Below are 21,516 nucleotides of genomic sequence, written 5' to 3' on the forward strand. Positions count from 1 at the left end.
GTTGTTACCTGCACTCGCTCACCCTAGTGACTTACCTAAGTAAGCGCCTGGAGTGAGCGAGTTGGCCGCCCGGCTGCAGCTTGAAATTCATAGGCTATAAGTAAGGAAATAAGTACTGCGATGACGACTCAGGCTCCTCCAACATCTTTGCTCCCGCTGACGCCCGAACAGCTGGCGCGCCTGCAAGCGGCGATTGGTGAATATTCACCGACGCAACTGGCGTGGCTGTCAGGCTATTTCTGGGGAATGGTTAACCAACAACCTGGAGCCGTAGCCGTTGCGCCGGCTGCATCCGCTGCCGCCAGCATTACGATAATTTCTGCTTCCCAGACCGGCAATGCGCGCCGCCTGGCGGAGCAGCTGCGTGACGATCTGCTGGCCGCCAAGCTGAGCGTCACTCTGGTGAACGCCGGCGACTACAAATTCAAGCAGATTGCCCAGGAACGTTTGCTGGTGATCGTCGCCTCCACGCAGGGGGAGGGCGAGCCGGCGGAAGAGGCGGTTGCGCTGCATAAATTCCTGTTCTCGAAGAAAGCCCCCAAACTCAACGAGACCGCATTTGCGGTATTCGGGCTGGGGGACACTTCCTACGAGAATTTCTGTCAGTCCGGTAAAGACTTCGACGGCAAGCTGGCCGAGTTGGGTGCCGAGCGTCTGGTAGAACGCATTGACGCCGATGTGGAGTATCAGGAGCTGGCCACGGCCTGGCGCAAGCAGGTAGTGGAGGTGCTGAAAGCGCGTGCGCCGGCGGAAAACGCCGCACCGGGCGTGCTGGCCAGTGGCGCTGTTGACCTGCTCGACAGCAGCCCGTACAGCAAAGAACAGCCGCTGACTGCACAACTGGCAGTGAAGCAAAAAATTACCGGCCGCGGCTCCGATAAAGACGTGCGGCACATCGAGATCGATCTCGGCGATTCCGGCCTGCGCTACAAACCGGGCGATGCACTGGGCGTATGGTTCGATAACGATCCTGCATTGGTGGACGAACTGGTTCAGTTGCTGTGGCTGAAGGGTGATGAGCCAGTGGAAGTGGAGGGCAAGACCCTGCCGCTGGCTGAAGCGTTGCGCAGCCACTTCGAGCTGACGCAAAACACCACGCCGATTGTCGATAAATATGCCGCGCTGTCGCGTGACGAGAAATTGATTGGCCTGTTGGCGGATAAAGCCGCGTTGCAGCATTACGCGCACAATACGCCGATCGTCGACATGGTGCGCCAGGCCCCGGCGGATCTCAGCGCCGAGCAGTTGATTGGCCTGCTGCGCCCGCTGACGCCGCGTCTGTATTCCATCGCCTCCTCGCAGGCTGAGACCGAAAACGAAGTGCACGTCACCGTTGGCGTCGTACGTTACGACATCGACGGCCGCGCCCGCGCCGGCGGCGCTTCCAGCTTCCTGGCCGATCGCCTGGAAGAGGACGGCGACGTACGGGTTTTCATTGAGCATAACGACAACTTCCGCCTGCCGGCCAACCCGGAAACCCCGGTGATCATGATCGGTCCCGGCACCGGCATTGCCCCGTTCCGCGCCTTTATGCAACAGCGTGACGTTGAGGGTGCGAGCGGCAAGAACTGGTTGTTCTTCGGCAATCCGCATTTTACCGAAGATTTCCTGTATCAGGTTGAATGGCAGCGCTATGTCAAAGACGGCCTGTTGACCCGCATTGATTTGGCCTGGTCGCGTGACCAGCAACATAAAGTTTACGTACAAGACAAACTGCGCGAACAGGGCGCTGAAGTGTGGCGCTGGATTCAGGAAGGCGCGCACATTTACGTCTGTGGCGATGCGAACCGCATGGCGAAAGACGTGGAAAACACATTACTGGAACTGGTGGCCGAGCACGGTGGCATGGATACCGAGCTGGCGGATGAATTTTTAAGTGAGCTGCGCCTTGAGCGCCGTTATCAGCGAGATGTTTACTGATGAGTGATAAACACCCGGGGCCTCTGGTGGTTGAAGGCAAACTGGCCGATGCCGAGCGTTTGAAGAAAGAAAGCAACTTCCTGCGCGGCACTATCGCCGAAGATTTGAAGGACGGCCTGACCGGCGGTTTCAACGGCGATAACTTCTTGCTGATCCGTTTCCACGGCATGTACCAGCAGGACGACCGCGATATCCGCGCCGAGCGCGCCGAGCAGAAGCTGGAGCCGCGTCATGCGATGATGCTGCGCTGCCGTCTTCCGGGGGGCATTATTTCCCCGCAGCAATGGCTGGGCATCGATAAGTTCGCGCAGGAAAGCACGCTGTACGGCAGCATTCGCATTACCAACCGTCAGACTTTCCAGTTCCACGGCATTGTGAAGGGCAACGTCAAGCCGGTGCATCAATTACTGAACCGTCTGGGGTTGGACGCGCTGGCTACCGCCAACGACGTGAACCGCAACGTGCTCTGCACCTCGAACCCGGTGGAGTCCGAGCTGCATCAGGAAGCCTACGAATGGGCGAAGAAGATCTCCGAGCATCTGCTGCCGCGTACCCGCGCTTATGCGGAAGTGTGGTTGGATCAGGAAAAAGTGGCGACCACCGACGAAGAGCCGATCCTCGGCGCCACCTATCTGCCGCGTAAATTTAAAACTACGGTGGTGATCCCGCCGCAGAATGACGTCGATCTGCACGCCAATGACATGAACTTTGTGGCGATCGCCAAGAACGGCAAGCTGGTGGGCTTTAACCTGCTGGTGGGTGGCGGCTTGTCGATTGAACACGGCAACAAAAAGACCTATGCGCGCCAGGCCAGCGAGTTCGGTTACATTCCGCTGGAACACACGCTGGCGGTAGCCGAAGCGGTGGTGACCACCCAGCGCGACTGGGGTAATCGTACCGATCGCAAGAATGCCAAAACCAAATACACGCTGGAACGCGTCGGTGTGGATACCTTCCGCGCCGAAGTGGAAAAACGCGCCGGCATTACCTTTGAACCGATCCGCCCGTACGAATTCACCGGGCGCGGCGATCGTATCGGTTGGGTAAAAGGCATTGATAATCAATGGCACCTGACGCTGTTTATTGAAAACGGCCGCCTGCTGGATTATCCGGGGCGCCCGTTGAAAACCGGCGTTGCCGAGATCGCCCGGATCCACAAGGGGGATTTCCGCCTGACTGCCAATCAGAACCTGATCGTCGCCGGCGTGCCGGAAAGCGAGAAGGCGAAGATCGAAGCCCTGGCGCGCGATCATGGTCTGATCGACGACGGGATCAGCGAGCAGCGTAAAAACTCGATGGCCTGCGTGTCTTATCCTACCTGCCCGCTGGCGATGGCGGAGGCCGAGCGCTTCCTGCCGGAGTTCGTCACCAAGGTGGAAGGGATCATGCACCAGCATGGCGTGGGTGATGAGCACATCGTGTTGCGTATCACCGGCTGCCCGAACGGCTGCGGCCGTGCGTTGCTGGCGGAACTGGGCCTGGTGGGCAAGGCGGTAGGTCGCTATAACCTGCATTTGGGCGGTAACCGTGAAGGCACGCGCATTCCACGCATGTACCGTGAAAATATTAACGAAGAAGAAATTCTCAAGGAGATCGACCAACTGGTTGGCCGCTGGGCGAAAGAGCGCACTGTGGGCGAAGGTTTTGGCGATTTCACCATCCGCGCGGGCATTGTCAGACCGGTTGTGGATCCGGCGCAGGATTTCTGGGACTGACGCCGTTTGGCCCCTCTTTGGAGGGGCCAAGTGAGCGCGGTAGAGTTCAAGAATCAGGAGGCAGGCAATATGGCTGAATTCGATCTGGCGGCGCTGAATGCGTTGCCCAAGTCCGGACAGGCGTTGAAGCTGGGGGCCGTCAACGGCCAACTGGAAACCCTTTCCGCCGAGCAACGCGTGGAATGGGCATTGGAACATCTGCCCGGCGAGTTTGTGCTTTCTTCAAGCTTTGGCATTCAGGCGGCGGTGTGTCTGCATCTGGTCACCCGGATCAAGCCGGATATCCCGGTGATCCTCACCGACACCGGCTATCTGTTCCCTGAAACCTATCAGTTTATCGATCAACTGGTCGACAAGCTGAAGCTGAATCTGCAGGTGTTCCGTGCCGAGCAGTCGCCTGCCTGGCAGGAGGCGCGCTATGGCAAACTGTGGGAACAGGGCGTAGAAGGTATCGAGAAATACAACCAGATCAACAAGGTTGAACCGATGAATCGCGCACTGGAGACTCTGGGCGGGCAGACCTGGTTCGCCGGCCTGCGCCGTGAGCAATCCGGCAGCCGCGCCAACTTGCCTGTGCTGGCGGTGCAGCGTGGCGTATTCAAAATCCTGCCGATTATCGATTGGGATAACCGCAAGATTTATCAGTGCCTCACCGACCACGGCCTGAGTTATCACCCGTTATGGGAGCAAGGCTATCTGTCGGTCGGGGATACCCATACCACGCAAAAATGGGAGCCGGGCATGAGCGAAGAAGAAACCCGCTTCTTCGGCCTCAAGCGTGAGTGCGGCCTGCACGAAGGCTAAGTTTGCAGTTACCCGCTCAAGGCCCGGCAACATTTGTCGGGCCTTGTTATTTCAGTTGGACATTACTTTTTCTGCGCTTTAACCGGATGTGCCTGCGCCAGCTCCTTGATTAGCGGCAGCAGGATCTGCACGCTCTCGCGGCTGCGCTTGTCGATCCTGCCCGGCAGATAACGTTCCAGGTACTGCAGGTTGTCGTACTGCGGGCGATGCCAGGTCATGCCTTGCGGGAAATGGGGGCTGACGGCGCGTTGCTGGTAGCCGTCTTTATCACCCAGAGACCAGTTGGTGGCTTCGACCGAAAGCACCGGCATACCTGCGTTATCAAACACCTCTTGATCGGAACAACAACCGGTACCTTTCGGCCGTTGTTTGCTGCCAGGGTTAATGGCGGCGGCGATGCCGTAACGGTGGGCGATATCCAGGGCGCGATCGCGGCTCCGCTTAGCCATCTTCGGCGGCGTATTGCGACCGGCGTTGAAGTACAGACGATCGCCGGTTACCAGGCTGTCGAGGTTAATCACCAGTACGGTGTTGCGTTTTTCTTCCGCGCTCATGCGCTGCAGGTAGTTCTGTGCGCCCAGCGAACCGATCTCCTCGGCGCTGGTGGCAACAAAGCGCAGGCCGTAAGCGGTGGGGATGTTCTTCAGGCGTTCCGCCAACTCCAGCATTACGCCGACGCCTGAGGCGTTGTCATCGACGCCCTGCAGCGTCAACCCGCCAAGGTTATTGTCCAGATCGGTATCGCTTTGCGGGGTGTAAGTATCAAAATGCGCCACGATCAGGATCTGCTGCGGACTGCTGCCATTTTTGGCGGCGATCACCGAGCTGGCGGTGACGTTATTCCAGTTCTTTTTACCGTCTTTGCTGGTGTAGAGATAGCGGGTGTTGAAGCTGCGGATATCGCTCTGATAGCCCATCTTGCCGAATTGTTGTTTGAGGTAGTCTGCCGTGAGCAATTCTGCCGGGCTGCCCGCCATGCGGCCGGGGAAATAGGTGGCGATATGGCGAATCTGGTCGGCGGCGAATTTGCCCATGGGGGCTTCTTTCACTGCCGGGAGAGCGGCCGAAACGCTGAAAACGCCGCTGAGCGCTGCTGCCAGCAGGCCGGTCTTCAGGTAAACGCGGGAGAACATACCGAAAAATCCTTCTTTGATATCGGCGATACCGATGATTTTTTGCGGTGTCCAGTATGAGACGACGCGCGGCATTACACAATTTCTTCGGCTCCTAATTTTGGTGCCGGCGCGCAAACTTTCACCCTGCTTATCACCGCCTGAGCCATGCAATGCGGCCTATATTCCATAAAGGAACTATTAATTCCTTTTCGTCATTTCAGAGGCTAAATCTCAGCCCGTATAGTCACACTATCTTCCCGCATTACGAAAAGGCTGTTGTGGACTATCTACCTATATTTGCCGACCTGAAACAACGCCCGGTGTTGGTCGTTGGCGGCGGCGAAGTGGCTGCGCGCAAAGTTGATCTTCTCCTGCGCGCCGGGGCTGAAATACGGATAGTTGCGCAGTCGCTCTCACCGGAACTTGAACATCAGCGTCAGCAGGGGCATATCCGCTGGCTGGGGCAGGCTTTCGCCGCGCAACAGCTGGATGACGTTTTCCTGGTGATTGCCGCAACCGACGACAGCGTGCTGAATGCCCAGGTGTTTAGCGAGGCGGATAAACGCCGGGTGCTGGCTAATGTGGTCGACGATCAGCCGCGCTGTTCGTTTATTTTCCCGTCGATTATCGATCGCTCACCCTTGGTGGTGGCCGTTTCTTCCAGCGGCCAGGCGCCGGTATTGGCGCGCATGCTGCGCGAAAAGCTCGAAGCGCTGCTGCCTGCCAGTCTGGGGCAGATGGCGGAGGTGGCCGGGCGCTGGCGCGGCCAGGTGAAGCAACGGCTGAGTTCGATCGGCGAACGTCGTCGCTTTTGGGAGAAAACCTTCGGCGGTCGCTTCTCCACGCTGGTGGCCAATGGCCAGCAGGCGCAGGCGGAGCAGCAGTTGGAGCAGGATTTGCAGCAGTTTGCACTGGCGCGCGAAGGCACCCAGGGTGAAATTGCGCTGGTGGGCGCAGGCCCCGGCGACGTGGGGTTGCTGACCCTGCGCGGGCTGCAGGTGATGCAGCAGGCCGATGTGGTGCTGTATGACCATTTGGTTAGCGATGAAATCCTGGATTTGGTGCGTCGCGACGCCGAACGCATCTGCGTGGGCAAACGTGCCGGCGCACACTCGGTGATTCAGGAAGAAACCAACCGTCTGCTGGTGGAGCTGGCGCAACAGGGCAAACGCGTGGTGCGGTTGAAGGGGGGAGATCCCTTTATCTTTGGCCGCGGTGGCGAAGAGCTGCAAGTGGCTGCAGCCGCAGGCATTCCATTCCAGGTTGTGCCAGGCGTAACTGCAGCGGCCGGGGCGACGGCTTATGCCGGCATTCCGCTGACGCACCGTGACCACGCGCAGAGCGTGACCTTTATTACCGGCCACTGTCGTCCAGACGGCGACGGGCTGGATTGGGCCGATCTGGCGCGTGCGCGACAGACTCTGGCTATCTACATGGGCACCATGAAGGCGGCGGATATCAGCCAGCGTCTGATTGCCCACGGCCGCGAGGCCAGCACGCCGGTCGCGGTGATCAGCCGCGGCACGCGTGCGGACCAACAGGTGCAGATCGGTACCTTGCAACAACTCGAACAATTGGCTCAACAGGCACCGTTACCGGCGCTGCTGGTGATCGGCGAAGTGGTGGAACTGCATCATCAAATCGCCTGGTTTGGGCATCAACCGCAGACGGAAGGGGTATCACGCCCAGCCGTCGTGAATTTGGCTTAAGGATCTGTTATGGACGAAAAACGACTCACTCATTTGCGGCAATTGGAGGCGGAGAGTATCCATATCATCCGTGAAGTCGCCGCTGAATTCGGCAACCCGGTGATGCTCTATTCCATCGGCAAAGACTCTTCCGTGATGCTGCACCTGGCGCGTAAGGCGTTCTACCCAGGCACGTTGCCTTTCCCGCTGCTGCATGTGGATACCGGCTGGAAATTCCGCGAAATGTACGAATTCCGTGATCGCACCGCGAAAGAATACGGCTTTGAACTGCTGATACACAAAAACCCGGAAGGCGTGGCGATGGGCATCAACCCGTTCGTGCACGGCAGCGCCAAGCACACCGATATCATGAAAACCGAAGGTCTGAAGCAGGCGCTTAACAAGTACGGCTTCGACGCCGCCTTTGGTGGGGCGCGCCGTGACGAAGAGAAATCGCGCGCCAAAGAGCGCATCTATTCCTTCCGCGACCGCTTCCACCGCTGGGATCCGAAAAACCAGCGCCCGGAGCTGTGGCACAACTATAACGGCCAGATCAACAAGGGCGAGAGCATTCGCGTGTTCCCGCTGTCGAACTGGACTGAGCTGGATATCTGGCAATACATCTTCCTGGAAAAAATCGACATCGTGCCGCTGTATTTGGCGGCACCGCGTCCGGTGGTAGAGCGTGACGGCATGTTGCTGATGGTGGACGACGATCGTATCGATCTGCAGCCGGGCGAAGAGATCAGCCAGCGTATGGTGCGCTTCCGCACCCTGGGCTGCTGGCCGCTGACCGGCGCGGTGGAATCGGAGGCGGAAACGCTGCCGGAGATCATCGAAGAGATGTTGGTATCTACCACCAGTGAGCGCCAGGGACGGATGATCGACCGCGATCAGTCCGGCTCGATGGAGCTGAAGAAGCGTCAAGGGTATTTCTAAGGAGCCGCCGGATGAAGACTATAGTTTCGCAAAACCAGGCAATTGCCCAGCAAATCGCTGACCAGGGCGGAGTAGAAGCCTATCTGCACGCGCAGCAACATAAAAGCCTGTTACGGTTCCTGACCTGCGGCAGCGTCGATGACGGTAAAAGCACCCTGATCGGCCGCTTGCTGCACGATACCCGCCAGATCTACGAAGATCAGTTGTCAACGCTGCACAGTGACAGCAAGCGCATCGGCACTCAGGGTGAGAAACTCGATCTGGCGCTGCTGGTGGACGGCCTGCAGGCCGAGCGCGAGCAAGGCATCACCATCGACGTGGCTTATCGCTATTTCTCGACCGAAAAACGCAAATTTATCATCGCCGATACCCCGGGACATGAGCAGTACACCCGCAATATGGCGACCGGCGCTTCGACCTGCGATCTGGCGATCCTGCTGATCGACGCCCGCAAAGGGGTGTTGGATCAAACCCGCAGACACAGCTTTATCGCTACACTGCTGGGGATTCGTCACCTGGTGGTGGCGGTTAACAAAATGGATCTGGTGGACTATAAAGAGTCGGTGTTCGAGCAGTTCAAGCAGGACTATCTGACCTTTGCGCAGCAGTTGCCGAACGATCTGGACATCAAATTTGTGCCACTGTCGGCACTCGACGGCGACAACGTCGCGACCGAAAGCGTGCATATGCCTTGGTACAGCGGCCCTACGCTGCTGCAGGTATTGGAAACCGTGGATGTGATCAGCGAGCGGGAAGCGCAGCCGCTACGCTTCCCGGTGCAATACGTCAACCGACCGAATCTGGATTTCCGCGGCTACGCGGGCACGCTGTCGGCCGGTGTGGTGCGTGTGGGCCAACGTGTGAAGGTACTGCCTTCCGGCGTGGAATCCACCGTAGCGCGCATCGTCACCTTTGATGGCGACTTGCAGGAGGCGGTGCCGGGTGAAGCCATTACGCTGGTGCTGAAAGATGAAGTGGACATCAGCCGCGGCGATCTGCTGGTCGATGCCGGGGAAACCCTGCAGGCGGCGCAAAGCGCGTTGGTCGACGTGGTGTGGATGGCTGAGAAGCCGCTGCTGCCGGGCCAGAGCTATGACATCAAAGTCGCGGGCAAAAAGACCCGAGCGCGTGTGGAAGGCATTCGCCACCAGGTAGAAATCAACTCGCTGGCGCAGCATCAGGCGGATACCCTGCCGTTGAACGGCATCGGTTTGGTGGAACTGACCTTTGACGAGCCGCTGGTGCTGGACAGCTATCAGCGCAACCATGATACCGGCGGGCTGATCTTTATCGATCGTTTGAGCAACGTTACGGTCGGCGCCGGCTTGATCCGCGAAACCTTGCAAGGTGCGCAGGCGCTGGCGGGGGACCATAGCGCGTTCGAGCTGGAACTGAACGCCCTGGTACGCAAGCACTTCCCGCATTGGGGTGCGCGCGACCTGCTTGGGGGCAAATAACGTGACCGAGGATCAACAACGGCCCACCGGGCCGGATGATGACAACGTGGTCTGGCATCCGCATGCGGTAGCGCGTGCGGATCGCGAAGCCCGCAACGGCCATAAGGGTGTGGTGCTGTGGTTTACCGGGCTGTCCGGCTCGGGAAAATCTACCGTTGCCGGCGCGCTGGAACAGGCTCTGCATGCGCTTGGCGTCAGCACCTATCTGTTGGACGGCGATAACGTGCGTCACGGCTTGTGCCGCGATCTGGGTTTCTCCGATGACGATCGGCGTGAGAATATTCGCCGCGTGGGCGAGGTGGCGAAGCTGATGGTGGATGCCGGGTTGGTGGTGCTGACCGCGTTTATTTCACCGCATCGCGCCGAACGGCAAATGGTGCGTGAACTGCTCGATAGCGATCGTTTTATCGAGGTGTTTGTCGATACCCCGTTGGCGATTTGCGAAGCGCGCGATCCTAAGGGATTGTACAAAAAAGCACGTGCCGGCGAGCTGCGTAATTTCACCGGGATCGACTCGGTTTACGAGGCGCCGCAGCAGCCTGATATTCACCTTGATGGCCAACAATTGGTAACAAATTTGATTGCGCAATTGTTAGACGTGTTGCGTGGTCGGGCTATTATCAAACCCTGAATTCAAAAAAGCGTGTGGCGTTTTTGCGCCATACGCTTTTTACGCTAAGCCCGCCGCAGAGCGCGCCGAATAACCAGGGATTACTATGCAAAATGTCTCGCCTGTCTTGATCGACTCTACGCTTGAAAAAGAGGAACCCTCGTATTCTTTCCTGGGCGGCGTCTGCGGCTTTATTTTCTACTGGCTGGCGTTCGCTGTGCCGTTTCTGGTTTACGGTTCCAACACCCTGTTCTTTCTGCTCTACACCTGGCCGTTCTTCCTGGCTCTGATGCCGGCTTCGGTGCTGATTGGCATCACGCTCAGCATGTTGCTGCGCGACAGGCTGCTGCTGACGTTGCTACTGACCGGCGTGATCGTGCTGTGCCTGTTCTGGCTGGTATTCAGTTTCCTGACCGGCTGGTGAGCTGCCGGGCGCCAAACCAGCGTGCCCGAAGCATTGCAAAGCGGTGCTGAAGGTTACAAAACTTTGCTTAACACGCCTGAATGCGCGGTTGGGGCGGGTGGGTGAACATCTGCTGCGGCAACCTTTCCTCTTAATCACGCCCCGAACGGTGAATTTAGCCCCATCGGCGCTAAAATGCTGTTTTCCGGCATTGCCACCGGCGCAAACAGAGTAAAACTGCCACCCCATTTTTCTTGCTGCATCACCTCCAAAAGCATAACAGGAGAAAAAACCGTGCGGTCGATAGGTTTTTTCTGAGATGAAATGGGCTTTTTTTACCGCTTTCAGCGCGAATTTAGGTTATAAACTCAGTAAATTCTCATCCTTACTCTGAATTTGGCGGTGAATGCCGCTCTCAGTGTGGAGTCCAACGAAAAGTTGTGGGATGATTGGTCGGTTTTTCAGGGGGCGGAGATGGGAAAACTTACGCTGCTATTGCTGGCATTGCTCGGATGGTTACAGTATTCACTGTGGCTGGGTAAAAATGGTGTTCACGATTACGTGCGGGTCAATGAAGATGTTGCGCTCCAACAGGGCAGCAATGCTAAATTGAAAGCGCGTAACGATCAGTTGTTTGCCGAAATCGACGATTTGAACGGTGGTCAGGAAGCGATCGAAGAGCGTGCGCGCAATGAACTGAGCATGATTAAGCCCGGTGAAACCTTCTATCGTCTGGTTCCTGATCAATCAAGACGCAACGCGGCGTCCTCCTCGCAAAATAACGTACAAAAGTAACGAATGAATCACTCTGCAGGCACCTTTCCCTCGGTGATTGCCGTCCTGCCCGCTGCCGGTATCGGCAGCCGCATGCAGGCGGATTGCCCGAAACAGTATTTGACCATCGGTAAGCAAACCATTCTCGAACATGCGATCCACGCGCTGCTGCGTCATCCGCGCATTCCGCAGGTGATTGTGGCGATCGGTCCTGAGGATCGGCAGTTTTGCCAGTTACCTATTGCCCAGGATCCTCGAGTACGGGTGACCGTTGGCGGCCGGCAGCGCGCCGATTCGGTAATGGCCGGGTTGCAACTGGCGGGCGAGGCCGATTGGGTGCTGGTGCATGACGCCGCACGCCCCTGCTTGCATGCAGAAGATCTCGATCGTCTGCTGGCGATCACCGAACACAGCAACGTTGGCGGCATTCTGGCGGCAATGGTGCGCGACACCATGAAGCGTGCGGAGCCCGGCCACGCAGCTATCTCCCATACCGTTGAACGTCAGGACCTGTGGCATGCGCTTACGCCGCAACTCTTCCCGCTGCAATTGCTCAAGCTTTGTTTGCAGCGCGCGCTGGACGACGGGGCGACGGTCACCGATGAAGCCTCTGCGCTGGAGCATTGCGGTTATCACCCGCTGCTGATTGCTGGGCGCTCGGACAATATTAAAGTGACGCGGCCGGAGGATTTGGCACTGGCGGCGTTCTATTTAACCCAGTTAGACGATTAAGGAGCGCATCATGCGTATCGGTCACGGTTTTGACGTACATAAATTTGGTGGCGAAGGGCCGCTGGTGATCGGTGGTGTTCGCATCCCTTATGAAAAAGGTTTGCTGGCCCATTCGGACGGTGACGTAGCCCTGCATGCGGCGACGGATGCCCTGCTGGGGGCGGCGGCGCTTGGGGATATCGGTAAACTGTTTCCGGACACCGATCCGGCCTTCAAAGGCGCCGACAGCCGCGAGCTGCTGCGTGAAGCCTGGAAACGCATCCGCGCCAAAGGTTATCGTCTGGGGAACCTGGATATCACTATTATTGCCCAGGCGCCCAAAATGGCGCCGCATATTCCGCAGATGCGCATTTTCCTGGCGGAAGACCTGCAGTGCCATATGGACGACGTTAACGTGAAAGCCACAACCACCGAACAGCTTGGTTTTACCGGGCGTGGCGAGGGCATTGCCTGCGAAGCGGTTGCCTTGTTGATCAAGGAATAACGCATGGATATGGCTAATTTGACCTGGCTGCACGGCCAGCCGCAAAGTACAGGCGTGCTGAAAGCCAGCCCGGAAGATTTCGTGGTGGTGGAAGATCTGGGCTTTGCGCCGGACGGAGAAGGCGAACATGTGCTGGTGAACATCCGCAAGAACGGATGTAACACCCAGTTTGTCGCCGATTATCTGGCGCGTTTCGCCGGCATTCACGCCCGTTCGGTCAGCTACGCCGGCCTGAAAGATCGCCATGCGGTGACCGAACAATGGTTCTGCCTGCATCTGCCGGGCAAAGAAACGCCTGATTTCAGCCAGTTCTCGCTGGAGGGCTGCGAAGTGCTGGCCAGTGCCCGCCATCTGCGAAAAATGCGCATCGGTACGCTGAAAGGCAATGCTTTTACTCTGGTGCTGCGTCAGATCTCCGATCGTCAGGATGTGGAACAGCGCCTGCAGGCCATTGCGGCGGGTGGCGTGCCGAACTATTTCGGCAGCCAGCGTTTTGGTCGCGGTGGTAATAACCTGGTCATGGCGCGCCGCTGGGCGAATGATGAGATCCGGGTTAAAGAACGCAGCAAGCGCAGTTTTTATCTTTCCGCCAGCCGCAGCGCGCTGTTTAACCTGATCGCCAGCCGACGCTTGGCCAATCAACAGCACCGCACGGTGCTGGAAGGGGATGCGCTGCAACTTACCGGCCGCGGCAGTTGGTTTGTCGCCAAACCGGACGAACTGGCTGAGTTGCAGCAGCGGCTGGATGCCGGTGAACTGTTGATTACCGCACCGTTGCCGGGCGACGGCGAACCGGGCACCGCCGGGGAAGCGCTGAACGTTGAACAGCAATGTTTGGCGGAACAGCCGGAGCTGATGGCGTTGTTAAAGCGGGAACGCGTTGATCCGGCTCGTCGCGCGCTGTTGTTGCAGCCGCAAAAGATGCAGTGGAATTGGTGGGACGATGCCACCGTTGAATTGCGCTTTTGGCTGCCGGCCGGCAGTTTTGCCACCAGCGTGGTGCGCGAAATCATGCGGCAAGAGAGCAGTGACGCGGACATTAGCGAGTAATAAAGAAAACCTGCAGAGGCAGGTTTTTTTTCGTCTGGCGAAGGGTGACCGTGAAACTTGGGGGGTTTTGACCTGCCAGTGGCTGGGCGGTCAAAATTCGTCTTTCCCCTTGGTTACTGGACACGCCGGGGGGAGTAAACATAATATCTGCTGGTTAAGTACCGCCTTTTGGGCGGCTATTGCGAGTATTTAAATGCCAGGCTGCGTGAAACGCTGCGTGGGTGAGAGAGATAAAAGAAGACAACCTCTTATGCGGATATTGCTGAGTAATGACGACGGTGTTACCGCCCCTGGTATCCAGGTGCTGGCGGCGGCGCTACGAGAATTCGCTGAGGTGCAGGTTGTGGCGCCCGATCGTAACCGCAGCGGCTCTTCGAATGCGCTGACGCTGGAATCACCGCTGCGTACCCTGACGTTGCCCAATGGTGACATTGCAGTGCAGCAGGGAACGCCGACCGACTGCGTGTATCTGGGCGTGAATGCCTTGATGCAGCCTGCGCCGGACATCGTGGTTTCCGGTATCAACGCCGGCCCCAATCTTGGCGATGACGTTATTTATTCCGGCACCGTAGCGGCCGCCATGGAAGGGCGCCATTTGGGCTTGCCCGCGTTGGCCGTGTCGTTGAATGGCCATCAGCATTACGCTACTGCAGCTGCTATCACCTGCCGCGTGCTGCGCGCTTTACAGCGTGAACCGTTGCGAACAGGAAAAATTCTGAATATTAACGTACCGGATTTACCGCTGGACCAGATCAAAGGCATTCGCGTGACCCGCTGCGGCAGCCGTCACCCGGCCGACAAAGTGTTCTGCCAGCAAGATCCGCGTGGGCAAAACCTCTATTGGATTGGGCCGCCGGGTGATAAGTTTGATGCCGGGCCAGACACGGATTTCGCCGCGGTGGAGCAAGGGTATGTGGCGATTACGCCATTGCAGGTGGATTTAACCGCCTATGCGGCCCAGGACGTGGTAAAAACGTGGTTAACCAAAGCAGGGGTTGGCGGGGAATGGTGAACAAGCGTATGCAAACATTGCTGACGCAACTGCGTCAACAGGGGATCCAGGAAGAACGGTTGCTGCAAGCGATAGAGGCGGTACCGCGTGAACGCTTTGTTGACGAAGCGCTTGAACACAAAGCCTATGAAAATACTGCGCTGCCTATCGGCTCAGGCCAAACCATTTCCCAACCTTATATGGTTGCGCGAATGACCGAATTGTTGAATCTGACGCCAACGTCGAGAGTCCTGGAGATCGGTACAGGCTCCGGCTATCAAACCGCTATTCTGGCGCATCTGGTGCAACATGTCTGTTCCGTCGAACGTATCAAAGGGCTGCAATGGCAGGCCAAGCGCCGTTTGAAACAGCTCGATCTTCACAACGTGTCCACGCGTCATGGCGACGGCTGGCAGGGGTGGGCATCGCGCGGCCCGTTTGATGCCATTATCGTGACTGCCGCGCCGCCGGAGATCCCACCGGCGCTGATGGAGCAACTGGACGACGGCGGCATTCTGGTGTTGCCGGTGGGCGAACAGACCCAAACTCTCAAGCGTATTCAACGTCAGGGTAATGATTTTGTCATCGATACCGTCGAAGCGGTGCGTTTTGTGCCGCTGGTGAAGGGTGAGCTGGCCTAAGGATTGTCTGAATTTTAGGCGTAAAACGAAATCTGTTGCACTTTCATCACGCCTGGTTAAGGTTTTAACGTTTCAATAAAGTTAATTTTCAATACAATTGCCTTTCTGCGTAGTTGTCTTATGGTGCGGCATCGCTAATGTGGTTAGCATTGGCGCGCTGTTTTGAGGCTCCGGCAGGAGATTTCCTGGCATTCAGGGATCGGCCGCGGGCACCTTTCATCGCAGAAACTGAGAGAGTGGTAAAAGCTCAGCTACGATGTAAAGGGTATTTTGGATATATCGCTGATATTGCTGTCATGGGGGAAGCATGAGCACGGGAAGCCCAATGATTACTTTACGCCGGGTTGCGGTGTGTACGATGGTGAGTTTGTGGTTGGCGGGTTGTACGAATGATGCATCGACATCAGCCCCTATCAGTAGTGTGGGCGGTGGCGGAGCCGCTGCATCCGGCAACGCCGGAGCAAACGCCAGCCCTGAAGGGCGTATCGTTTACAACCGCAGTTACAATTCAATCCCCAAAGGGAGCTACAGCGGTAATACCTACACGGTAAAACGAGGCGATACGCTATTTTACATCGCGTGGATCACCGGGAACGATTTCCGTGACCTGGCGCAACGTAATAATATTCCTGAGCCATACAGTTTGAATGTGGGTCAAAGCATTCAGCTTGGTAATGGTTCTGCGAACGGAAACGGTGGCATGCTGGCGGCGACAGACGCAACCCGCGGCGGTGTTCCGAAGCCGCCTTCCACTACGCAGATACAAACTGCAACGGTTGATTCTCCATCAACTAACGCGTATTCTGATAATTCGGGTAAACAGAATGTAGGTAAAATGTTACCTGCAGCGGGTGCAGTAGCGGCAACCACCGCAGCAGCACCTGTTACCGCACCGGTCGTTGCTCCACCAGTGAGCAGCACCGTCAGTAACAGCTCGCCAGTGAGTAGCTGGAGATGGCCAACTGACGGTAAGATTATTGATAACTTTTCCTCATCAGAAGGTGGGAATAAAGGTGTCGATATCGCCGGCTCCCGTGGGCAGCCTATCTTCGCTACCGCCGATGGTCGCGTAGTGTACGCAGGCAACGCTTTACGGGGTTACGGTAATCTGATCATCATCAAACACAATGATGATTACCTGAGCGCCTACGCTCACAACGACACAATGCTGGTCCGGGAACAACAAGAAGTGAAGGCGGGTCAAAAAATAGCCACCATGGGTAGCACCGGAACCAGTTCAGTACGTTTGCATTTTGAAATTCGTTACAAGGGGAAATCCGTAAACCCGCTGCGTTTTCTTCCGCAGCGATAGATTGGGCAGAATACGCTGATATTCTGCTCGCGGTATCACGGGTAGGAGCAGCATATGAACCAAAATACGCTGAAAGTTAACGAGTTACAGGATGATGCGGATTTCGACGAGAACGCAACGGAAGCGGAGTCATTCGACGAAAAAGCACTGGTCGAAGAAGAGGCCAGTGAGAGTGATTTAGCGGAAGAAGAGTTGCTGTCTCAAGGCGTTACCCAACGCGTATTGGATGCGACGCAGCTCTATCTGGGTGAAATCGGTTATTCTCCGCTGCTTACCGCAGAGGAAGAGGTTTATTTCGCGCGGCGTGCACTGCGCGGTGATGTGCCGTCCCGCCGCCGAATGATCGAAAGCAACCTGCGGCTGGTGGTGAAAATCGCCCGTCGCTACAGTAATCGCGGCCTGGCGCTGCTGGATCTGATTGAAGAGGGCAACCTCGGCCTGATCCGTGCAGTGGAAAAGTTTGACCCGGAACGCGGTTTCCGTTTCTCAACTTACGCAACCTGGTGGATCCGTCAGACGATTGAACGGGCGATAATGAACCAAACCCGAACCATTCGTTTGCCTATCCATATCGTTAAAGAACTGAATGTCTATCTGCGCACGGCGCGCGAGCTTTCTCATAAACTGGATCATGAACCGAGCGCTGAAGAGATTGCCGAGCAACTCGACAAGCCGGTCGATGACGTCAGCCGTATGCTGCGTCTGAACGAACGTATCACTTCCGTCGATACGCCGTTGGGCGGTGATTCAGAGAAAGCGCTGCTGGACATTCTGGCTGACGAGAAAGACAACGGTCCGGAAGACACCACGCAAGACGATGACATGAAACAGAGCATCGTTAAGTGGCTGTTCGAACTGAACGCCAAGCAGCGTGAAGTGCTGGCTCGTCGTTTCGGCCTGTTGGGCTACGAAGCGGCGACGCTCGAAGATGTGGGCCGTGAAATTGGCCTGACTCGCGAACGCGTTCGCCAGATCCAGGTTGAAGGTTTGCGTCGCCTGCGTGAAATTCTGCAGTTGCAGGGCCTGAGCATTGAGGCGCTGTTCCGCGAATAACGTCGGCAGTTGAATCGCATCAAAATAAAAACGGTGAGCATTATGCTCACCGTTTTTTTATGCCCGTAGCGCCGGCGGATTTACACCATCTTCTTCAGGCGGTAAAGCCACTCCAGCGCCTGGCGCGGCGACAGAGAGTCCGGGTCCAGCGCCTCTAGCGCTTCCACCGCCGGCGAGGTTTCTTCATTCAGCAGCGTCATCTGTGTGGCGTCAACGGTACCGGAGGCGGTATGGCTGGAGATGGCCTCCAGCTCACGCAGCTTCTGGCGTGCGCGTTTGATCACCTCGCGCGGCACACCGGCCAGCGCCGCAACCGCCAGACCATAGCTTTTACTTGCCGCGCCGTCCTGCACGCTATGCATGAAGGCGATGGTGTCGCCATGTTCCAGTGCATCCAGGTGAACGTTAACCACACCTTCCATTTTCTCCGGCAGGGTCGTCAGTTCGAAGTAATGGGTGGCGAACAACGTCATGGCCTTAATGCGGCTGGCCAGGTTTTCTGCGCAAGCCCAGGCCAGGGAGAGGCCGTCGTAGGTCGACGTGCCGCGACCGATTTCATCCATCAATACCAGGCTGTGCTCGGTGGCGTTATGCAGAATATTGGCCGTCTCGGTCATCTCCACCATAAAGGTAGAGCGGCCGGAGGCCAGATCGTCCGCGGCGCCAACGCGGGTAAAGATACGGTCCACCGGGCCGATAACGGCTTTGGCTGCCGGCACGTAGCTGCCGATGTGCGCCATCAGAACGATCAGCGCCGTTTGACGCATATAGGTGCTTTTACCGCCCATGTTGGGGCCGGTAATGATCAGCATTCGACGCTGAGGCGACAGCGACAGCGGGTTGGCGATAAACGGCTCGCTCAGCACCTGCTCCACCACCGGGTGTCGGCCTTCGGTAATGCGCACGCCCGGCTGCTCGCTCATGGTCGGGCAGGTATAGTTCAGCGTTTCCGCACGCTCCGTCAGGTTAGCCAGTACGTCCAGTTCAGCCAGCGCAGCGGCGCTTTGCTGCAATTCCCCGAGGTGCGGCAGCAGCAAATCGAACAGTTCGTCATACAGGCCTTTCTCGATCGCCAGCGCTTTGCCTTTGGAGGTCAGGACCTTGTCTTCATACTCTTTCAGTTCAGGAATAATATAGCGTTCGGCGTTTTTCAGCGTCTGGCGGCGCACGTAGTGGATAGGTACCAGGTGGCTTTGTCCGCGGCTGACCTGGATGTAATAGCCGTGCACGCCGTTGAACCCCACCTTCAGCGTGTCCAGCCCCAGCTTTTCGCGTTCGCGGATCTCCAGCCGGTCGAGATAGTCGCTGGCGCCGTCGGCCAATGCGCGCCACTCATCCAGCTCGCTGTTGTAACCGGGGGCGATGACGCCGCCGTCGCGCACCAGCACAGGCGGGGCTTCAACCACCGCTCGTTCCAGCAGATCCTGCAGTTCATTAAACTGGCCGACTTGCGACAACAGATGTTGCACATGCGGAGTTTCCACACCCTGGAGCAGAGCGTGAATATCCGGCAATTGCTGGAATGCATGGCGCATGCGTGCCAAATCGCGCGGACGGGCAGTACGCAACGCCAGACGCGCCAGTATGCGTTCCAGATCGCCCACCTGCCGCAGCGAAGGCTGCAGATCGGCATACAGATCCTGCAGCGCGCCAATCGCCTGCTGGCGGTTGTTCAGCACCTTGATGTCGCGGGTCGGCATATGCAGCCAACGCTTGAGCATACGGCTGCCCATCGCCGTTGCGGTGCAATCGAGAATGGCAGCCAGCGTATTTTCGCTGCCACCAGACAGGCTCTGGGTCAGTTCAAGGTTACGCCGCGTTGCGGCATCCATGATGATGCCGTCCTGCTGACGCTCCATGGTGATGCCACGGATATGCGGCAATGCCGTGCGCTGAGTATCTTTGACGTACTGCAACAGACAGCCGGCGGCGCGTAATGCCTGATGGGCCTGTTCCACGCCAAAACCTGTGAGATCGCGGGTGCCAAATTGCAGGTTAAGCTGCTGGCGTGCGGTTTCGGGTTCAAACTCCCACAATGGACGACGGCGCAGGCCGTGGCGCTTCTCGATAAGCGCCATGTGTTCAAAGGTTTCCGGATAAAGCAGCTCGGCAGGATTGGTGCGCTGCAACTCGGCCGCCATGGTTTCAATGTCTTCCGGTTCGGCGACGCGAAAACGGCCTGAGCTGATGTCCAGCGTGGCGTAGCCGAAACCGCGCGCATCCTGCCAGATCGCCGCCAACAGGTTATCCTGGCGTTCCTGCAGCAGAGCCTCGTCGGTAATGGTGCCGGGCGTGACGATACGCACGACTTTGCGCTCGACCGGGCCTTTGCTGGTCGCCGGATCGCCGATTTGTTCGCAAATGGCGACGGACTCGCCGAGCTGAACCAGCTTGGCAAGGTAGTTTTCGATCGCGTGGTGCGGCACGCCGGCCATTGGGATTGGCTCACCCGCCGAAGCGCCGCGTTTGGTCAGCGAAATATCCAGCAGTTGAGAAGCGCGTTTGGCGTCATCGTAGAACAACTCATAGAAATCGCCCATGCGGTAGAACAGCAGAATTTCGGGATGCTGCGCTTTAAGGCGCAGGTACTGCTGCATCATCGGCGTGTGTGAATCGAGTTTATCGGTGCTGGTCATAACGTTACCGTTTCCAATCCATTGAATTTAAAGTTAATTGTGATTTTCATTGTCATCATTAGGTATCACGCCGTTTCACAAAAAATCACTAAATCTGTGGGTTGCGAGCAAAATAGACGATAGCTCATGTAAATCAATCAGTTGGTCTAAAACGGAGCTTATATGACAGGCAAACAGGCTGGCAAATTTTTGTCGCCCGGGTCATCAAGATGATGAGGCTTGCGTGTTACTTGAAGCGCTACGAATAGAGGACCTTTTTCCACCGCTATACTAGCCCAGTGGGCAATCCGCTGTCACAGGTAAAAATTGGAAGCTTTGCGCAAAGTTGGCTTGCAATGAAAGGATGAAGTTGCAGATCAATCTGCCGGTCGGCACCAAAGTTCCATGATTTTTCCCTTCGCTGTTTTACTTTCCCCTTTCCGTTGGCGCATGCCTGTTCGCTACAGATTTTCGGATGCTCCCTGTACCGCGCCATAATCAACTATGAACTATTTTATACTGTTACCTTGAAGGCTATAAGACAAAGCCGCCGATAAGGCATATATATAGCATGTGTATTTACAACTTATTGTTTATAGATAATATTTAATGGTTCCCTTCGTTTTTATTTCGTCATGTGTATTTATTTGTTAAGCCGATCACATAATTTTTTTGCCCGAAATGTGAAGAGGGTCAAGCTGTCAGGTCAAGGAGAGACGGTTATGTAGAGCGGTGAATTACTTATCCGCGCCCGCGGCTCCGTATACTGTTCGCAACCAGGGCAACATTCATGGAGTCTTCACAAGGAAAGTGCGTAGGGCAATCGTCATTGCATCTGGCATACAAATGACATGTGGCTTTTTTGATTATCTCAAGGTGCTTGGTATGGAAAAGAAAAAAATCTATCTGTTCTGTTCTGCCGGTATGTCCACCTCTCTGCTGGTTTCAAAAATGAAAGCGCAAGCGGAGAAGTACGAGGTGCCGGTGATCATTGCCGCTTATCCCGAAGCTCTGGCTGCGGAGAAAGGCGCTGAGGCAGATGTGATCCTGCTGGGGCCACAAATTGCCTACACGCTTGCCGAAGTGCAGAAACAGTTGCCGCATAAGCCGGTCGAAGTGATCGACTCCGTTTTGTACGGCAAACTCGATGGCCTTGGGGTGCTGAAGGCGGCGGTTGCCACAATAAAAAAAGCTAACCAATAAGGGGCGTTGC

The 21,516-nt window shown here is 56.8% G+C and carries 19 protein-coding genes; 17 read left to right on the top strand and 2 right to left on the bottom strand.

What is annotated here, in order from left to right; genetic code table 11:
- Positions 1 to 120: 120 nt before the first annotated feature.
- The 3 genes from cysJ to SPL01S_RS08150 all read left to right on the top strand — a co-directional run bounded on the left by cysJ (position 121) and on the right by SPL01S_RS08150 (position 4,439).
- The gene (gene cysJ, locus SPL01S_RS08140) at positions 121 to 1,920 is read left to right on the top strand and encodes an NADPH-dependent assimilatory sulfite reductase flavoprotein subunit (RefSeq protein WP_063198764.1); all 1,800 of its coding nucleotides are present in this window, start codon (positions 121 to 123) and stop codon (positions 1,918 to 1,920) included.
- Complete coding sequence (gene cysI, locus SPL01S_RS08145; RefSeq protein ID WP_013811531.1) at positions 1,920 to 3,635, top strand: assimilatory sulfite reductase (NADPH) hemoprotein subunit; 1,716 nt, start codon at positions 1,920 to 1,922, stop codon at positions 3,633 to 3,635. Before cysJ ends, cysI begins: the two co-directional genes overlap by 1 nt.
- A 69-nt stretch (positions 3,636 to 3,704) precedes the next feature.
- The gene (locus tag SPL01S_RS08150) at positions 3,705 to 4,439 is read left to right on the top strand and encodes a phosphoadenylyl-sulfate reductase (RefSeq protein ID WP_063198767.1); all 735 of its coding nucleotides are present in this window, start codon (positions 3,705 to 3,707) and stop codon (positions 4,437 to 4,439) included.
- A 62-nt stretch (positions 4,440 to 4,501) separates the two neighbouring features.
- Here SPL01S_RS08150 and SPL01S_RS08155 read toward each other — a convergent pair whose 3' ends face one another.
- Positions 4,502 to 5,572, bottom strand: a complete 1,071-nt coding sequence (locus SPL01S_RS08155; protein WP_063198820.1) for an aminopeptidase — start codon at positions 5,570 to 5,572, stop codon at positions 4,502 to 4,504.
- Between the two features lie 260 nt (positions 5,573 to 5,832).
- On the opposite strand from SPL01S_RS08155, the gene cysG reads away from it, so the two are divergent.
- The 13 genes from cysG to rpoS all read left to right on the top strand — a co-directional run bounded on the left by cysG (position 5,833) and on the right by rpoS (position 17,688).
- Positions 5,833 to 7,263 (top strand): siroheme synthase CysG, encoded by a 1,431-nt coding sequence (cysG, locus tag SPL01S_RS08160; protein ID WP_063198769.1) that lies wholly within the window; start codon positions 5,833 to 5,835, stop codon positions 7,261 to 7,263.
- A gap of 9 nt (positions 7,264 to 7,272) precedes the next feature.
- Positions 7,273 to 8,181 carry a sulfate adenylyltransferase subunit CysD gene (cysD, locus tag SPL01S_RS08165; RefSeq protein WP_004950261.1) on the top strand — a complete coding sequence of 303 codons (909 nt, stop codon included), beginning with the start codon at positions 7,273 to 7,275 and terminating at the stop codon, positions 8,179 to 8,181.
- Positions 8,182 to 8,192: 11 nt separating this feature from the next.
- Positions 8,193 to 9,638, top strand: coding sequence for a sulfate adenylyltransferase subunit CysN (cysN, locus tag SPL01S_RS08170; protein WP_062869661.1), 1,446 nt, complete (start codon positions 8,193 to 8,195; stop codon positions 9,636 to 9,638).
- Position 9,639: 1 nt separating this feature from the next.
- Entirely contained in the window at positions 9,640 to 10,269 is a 630-nt protein-coding gene (gene cysC / locus SPL01S_RS08175; protein WP_041415890.1) for an adenylyl-sulfate kinase, read from the top strand.
- Positions 10,270 to 10,354: 85 nt separating this feature from the next.
- Positions 10,355 to 10,672: a DUF3561 family protein gene (locus SPL01S_RS08180; RefSeq protein ID WP_063198772.1), complete on the top strand. Its 318-nt coding sequence runs from the start codon at positions 10,355 to 10,357 to the stop codon at positions 10,670 to 10,672.
- A gap of 453 nt (positions 10,673 to 11,125) precedes the next feature.
- Positions 11,126 to 11,446 carry a cell division protein FtsB gene (ftsB, locus tag SPL01S_RS08185; RefSeq protein ID WP_004950270.1) on the top strand — a complete coding sequence of 107 codons (321 nt, stop codon included), beginning with the start codon at positions 11,126 to 11,128 and terminating at the stop codon, positions 11,444 to 11,446.
- Between the two features lie 3 nt (positions 11,447 to 11,449).
- Complete coding sequence (gene ispD, locus SPL01S_RS08190) at positions 11,450 to 12,157, top strand: 2-C-methyl-D-erythritol 4-phosphate cytidylyltransferase (protein ID WP_062869663.1); 708 nt, start codon at positions 11,450 to 11,452, stop codon at positions 12,155 to 12,157.
- 10 nt (positions 12,158 to 12,167) lie between these two features.
- Positions 12,168 to 12,641 (top strand): 2-C-methyl-D-erythritol 2,4-cyclodiphosphate synthase, encoded by a 474-nt coding sequence (ispF, locus tag SPL01S_RS08195; protein WP_004950274.1) that lies wholly within the window; start codon positions 12,168 to 12,170, stop codon positions 12,639 to 12,641.
- Positions 12,642 to 12,644: 3 nt separating this feature from the next.
- Positions 12,645 to 13,691, top strand: a complete 1,047-nt coding sequence (truD, locus tag SPL01S_RS08200; protein WP_063198774.1) for a tRNA pseudouridine(13) synthase TruD — start codon at positions 12,645 to 12,647, stop codon at positions 13,689 to 13,691.
- Between the two features lie 250 nt (positions 13,692 to 13,941).
- Positions 13,942 to 14,703 (top strand): 5'/3'-nucleotidase SurE, encoded by a 762-nt coding sequence (gene surE, locus SPL01S_RS08205; RefSeq protein WP_006323649.1) that lies wholly within the window; start codon positions 13,942 to 13,944, stop codon positions 14,701 to 14,703.
- Positions 14,697 to 15,323 (top strand): protein-L-isoaspartate(D-aspartate) O-methyltransferase, encoded by a 627-nt coding sequence (locus SPL01S_RS08210; protein WP_006323650.1) that lies wholly within the window; start codon positions 14,697 to 14,699, stop codon positions 15,321 to 15,323. Before surE ends, SPL01S_RS08210 begins: the two co-directional genes overlap by 7 nt.
- Positions 15,324 to 15,648: 325 nt before the next feature.
- On the top strand, positions 15,649 to 16,635 hold the full coding sequence (nlpD, locus tag SPL01S_RS08215; protein ID WP_062791335.1) for a murein hydrolase activator NlpD: 987 nt from the start codon (positions 15,649 to 15,651) through the stop codon (positions 16,633 to 16,635).
- Between the two features lie 54 nt (positions 16,636 to 16,689).
- The gene (gene rpoS / locus SPL01S_RS08220; RefSeq protein ID WP_004950287.1) at positions 16,690 to 17,688 is read left to right on the top strand and encodes an RNA polymerase sigma factor RpoS; all 999 of its coding nucleotides are present in this window, start codon (positions 16,690 to 16,692) and stop codon (positions 17,686 to 17,688) included.
- A gap of 80 nt (positions 17,689 to 17,768) precedes the next feature.
- On the opposite strand, the gene mutS is transcribed toward rpoS, so the two are convergent.
- Positions 17,769 to 20,324, bottom strand: a complete 2,556-nt coding sequence (gene mutS, locus SPL01S_RS08225; RefSeq protein WP_063198777.1) for a DNA mismatch repair protein MutS — start codon at positions 20,322 to 20,324, stop codon at positions 17,769 to 17,771.
- 864 nt (positions 20,325 to 21,188) lie between these two features.
- Between mutS and SPL01S_RS08230 the strand changes: the two genes are divergently transcribed.
- Positions 21,189 to 21,506 carry a PTS sugar transporter subunit IIB gene (locus SPL01S_RS08230; RefSeq protein WP_006317708.1) on the top strand — a complete coding sequence of 106 codons (318 nt, stop codon included), beginning with the start codon at positions 21,189 to 21,191 and terminating at the stop codon, positions 21,504 to 21,506.
- Positions 21,507 to 21,516: the final 10 nt, after the last annotated feature.

It is taken from the genome of Serratia plymuthica NBRC 102599 (genome assembly GCF_001590925.1).
Lineage (GTDB): Bacteria > Pseudomonadota > Gammaproteobacteria > Enterobacterales > Enterobacteriaceae > Serratia > Serratia plymuthica.

Excerpts from the sequence above, each read along its gene's own strand:
- cysJ (WP_063198764.1), top strand. The coding sequence starts at position 121 with ATGACGACTCAGGCTCCTCCAACATCTTTGCTCCCGCTGACGCCCGAA.
- cysI (WP_013811531.1), top strand. The coding sequence starts at position 1,920 with ATGAGTGATAAACACCCGGGGCCTCTGGTGGTTGAAGGCAAACTGGCC.
- SPL01S_RS08150 (WP_063198767.1), top strand. The coding sequence starts at position 3,705 with ATGGCTGAATTCGATCTGGCGGCGCTGAATGCGTTGCCCAAGTCCGGA.
- SPL01S_RS08155 (WP_063198820.1), bottom strand. The coding sequence starts at position 5,572 with ATGTTCTCCCGCGTTTACCTGAAGACCGGCCTGCTGGCAGCAGCGCTC.
- cysD (WP_004950261.1), top strand. The coding sequence starts at position 7,273 with ATGGACGAAAAACGACTCACTCATTTGCGGCAATTGGAGGCGGAGAGT.
- cysN (WP_062869661.1), top strand. The coding sequence starts at position 8,193 with ATGAAGACTATAGTTTCGCAAAACCAGGCAATTGCCCAGCAAATCGCT.
- SPL01S_RS08180 (WP_063198772.1), top strand. The coding sequence starts at position 10,355 with ATGCAAAATGTCTCGCCTGTCTTGATCGACTCTACGCTTGAAAAAGAG.
- ftsB (WP_004950270.1), top strand. The coding sequence starts at position 11,126 with ATGGGAAAACTTACGCTGCTATTGCTGGCATTGCTCGGATGGTTACAG.
- ispD (WP_062869663.1), top strand. The coding sequence starts at position 11,450 with ATGAATCACTCTGCAGGCACCTTTCCCTCGGTGATTGCCGTCCTGCCC.
- ispF (WP_004950274.1), top strand. The coding sequence starts at position 12,168 with ATGCGTATCGGTCACGGTTTTGACGTACATAAATTTGGTGGCGAAGGG.
- truD (WP_063198774.1), top strand. The coding sequence starts at position 12,645 with ATGGATATGGCTAATTTGACCTGGCTGCACGGCCAGCCGCAAAGTACA.
- surE (WP_006323649.1), top strand. The coding sequence starts at position 13,942 with ATGCGGATATTGCTGAGTAATGACGACGGTGTTACCGCCCCTGGTATC.
- SPL01S_RS08210 (WP_006323650.1), top strand. The coding sequence starts at position 14,697 with ATGGTGAACAAGCGTATGCAAACATTGCTGACGCAACTGCGTCAACAG.
- nlpD (WP_062791335.1), top strand. The coding sequence starts at position 15,649 with ATGATTACTTTACGCCGGGTTGCGGTGTGTACGATGGTGAGTTTGTGG.
- rpoS (WP_004950287.1), top strand. The coding sequence starts at position 16,690 with ATGAACCAAAATACGCTGAAAGTTAACGAGTTACAGGATGATGCGGAT.
- mutS (WP_063198777.1), bottom strand. The coding sequence starts at position 20,324 with ATGACCAGCACCGATAAACTCGATTCACACACGCCGATGATGCAGCAG.
- SPL01S_RS08230 (WP_006317708.1), top strand. The coding sequence starts at position 21,189 with ATGGAAAAGAAAAAAATCTATCTGTTCTGTTCTGCCGGTATGTCCACC.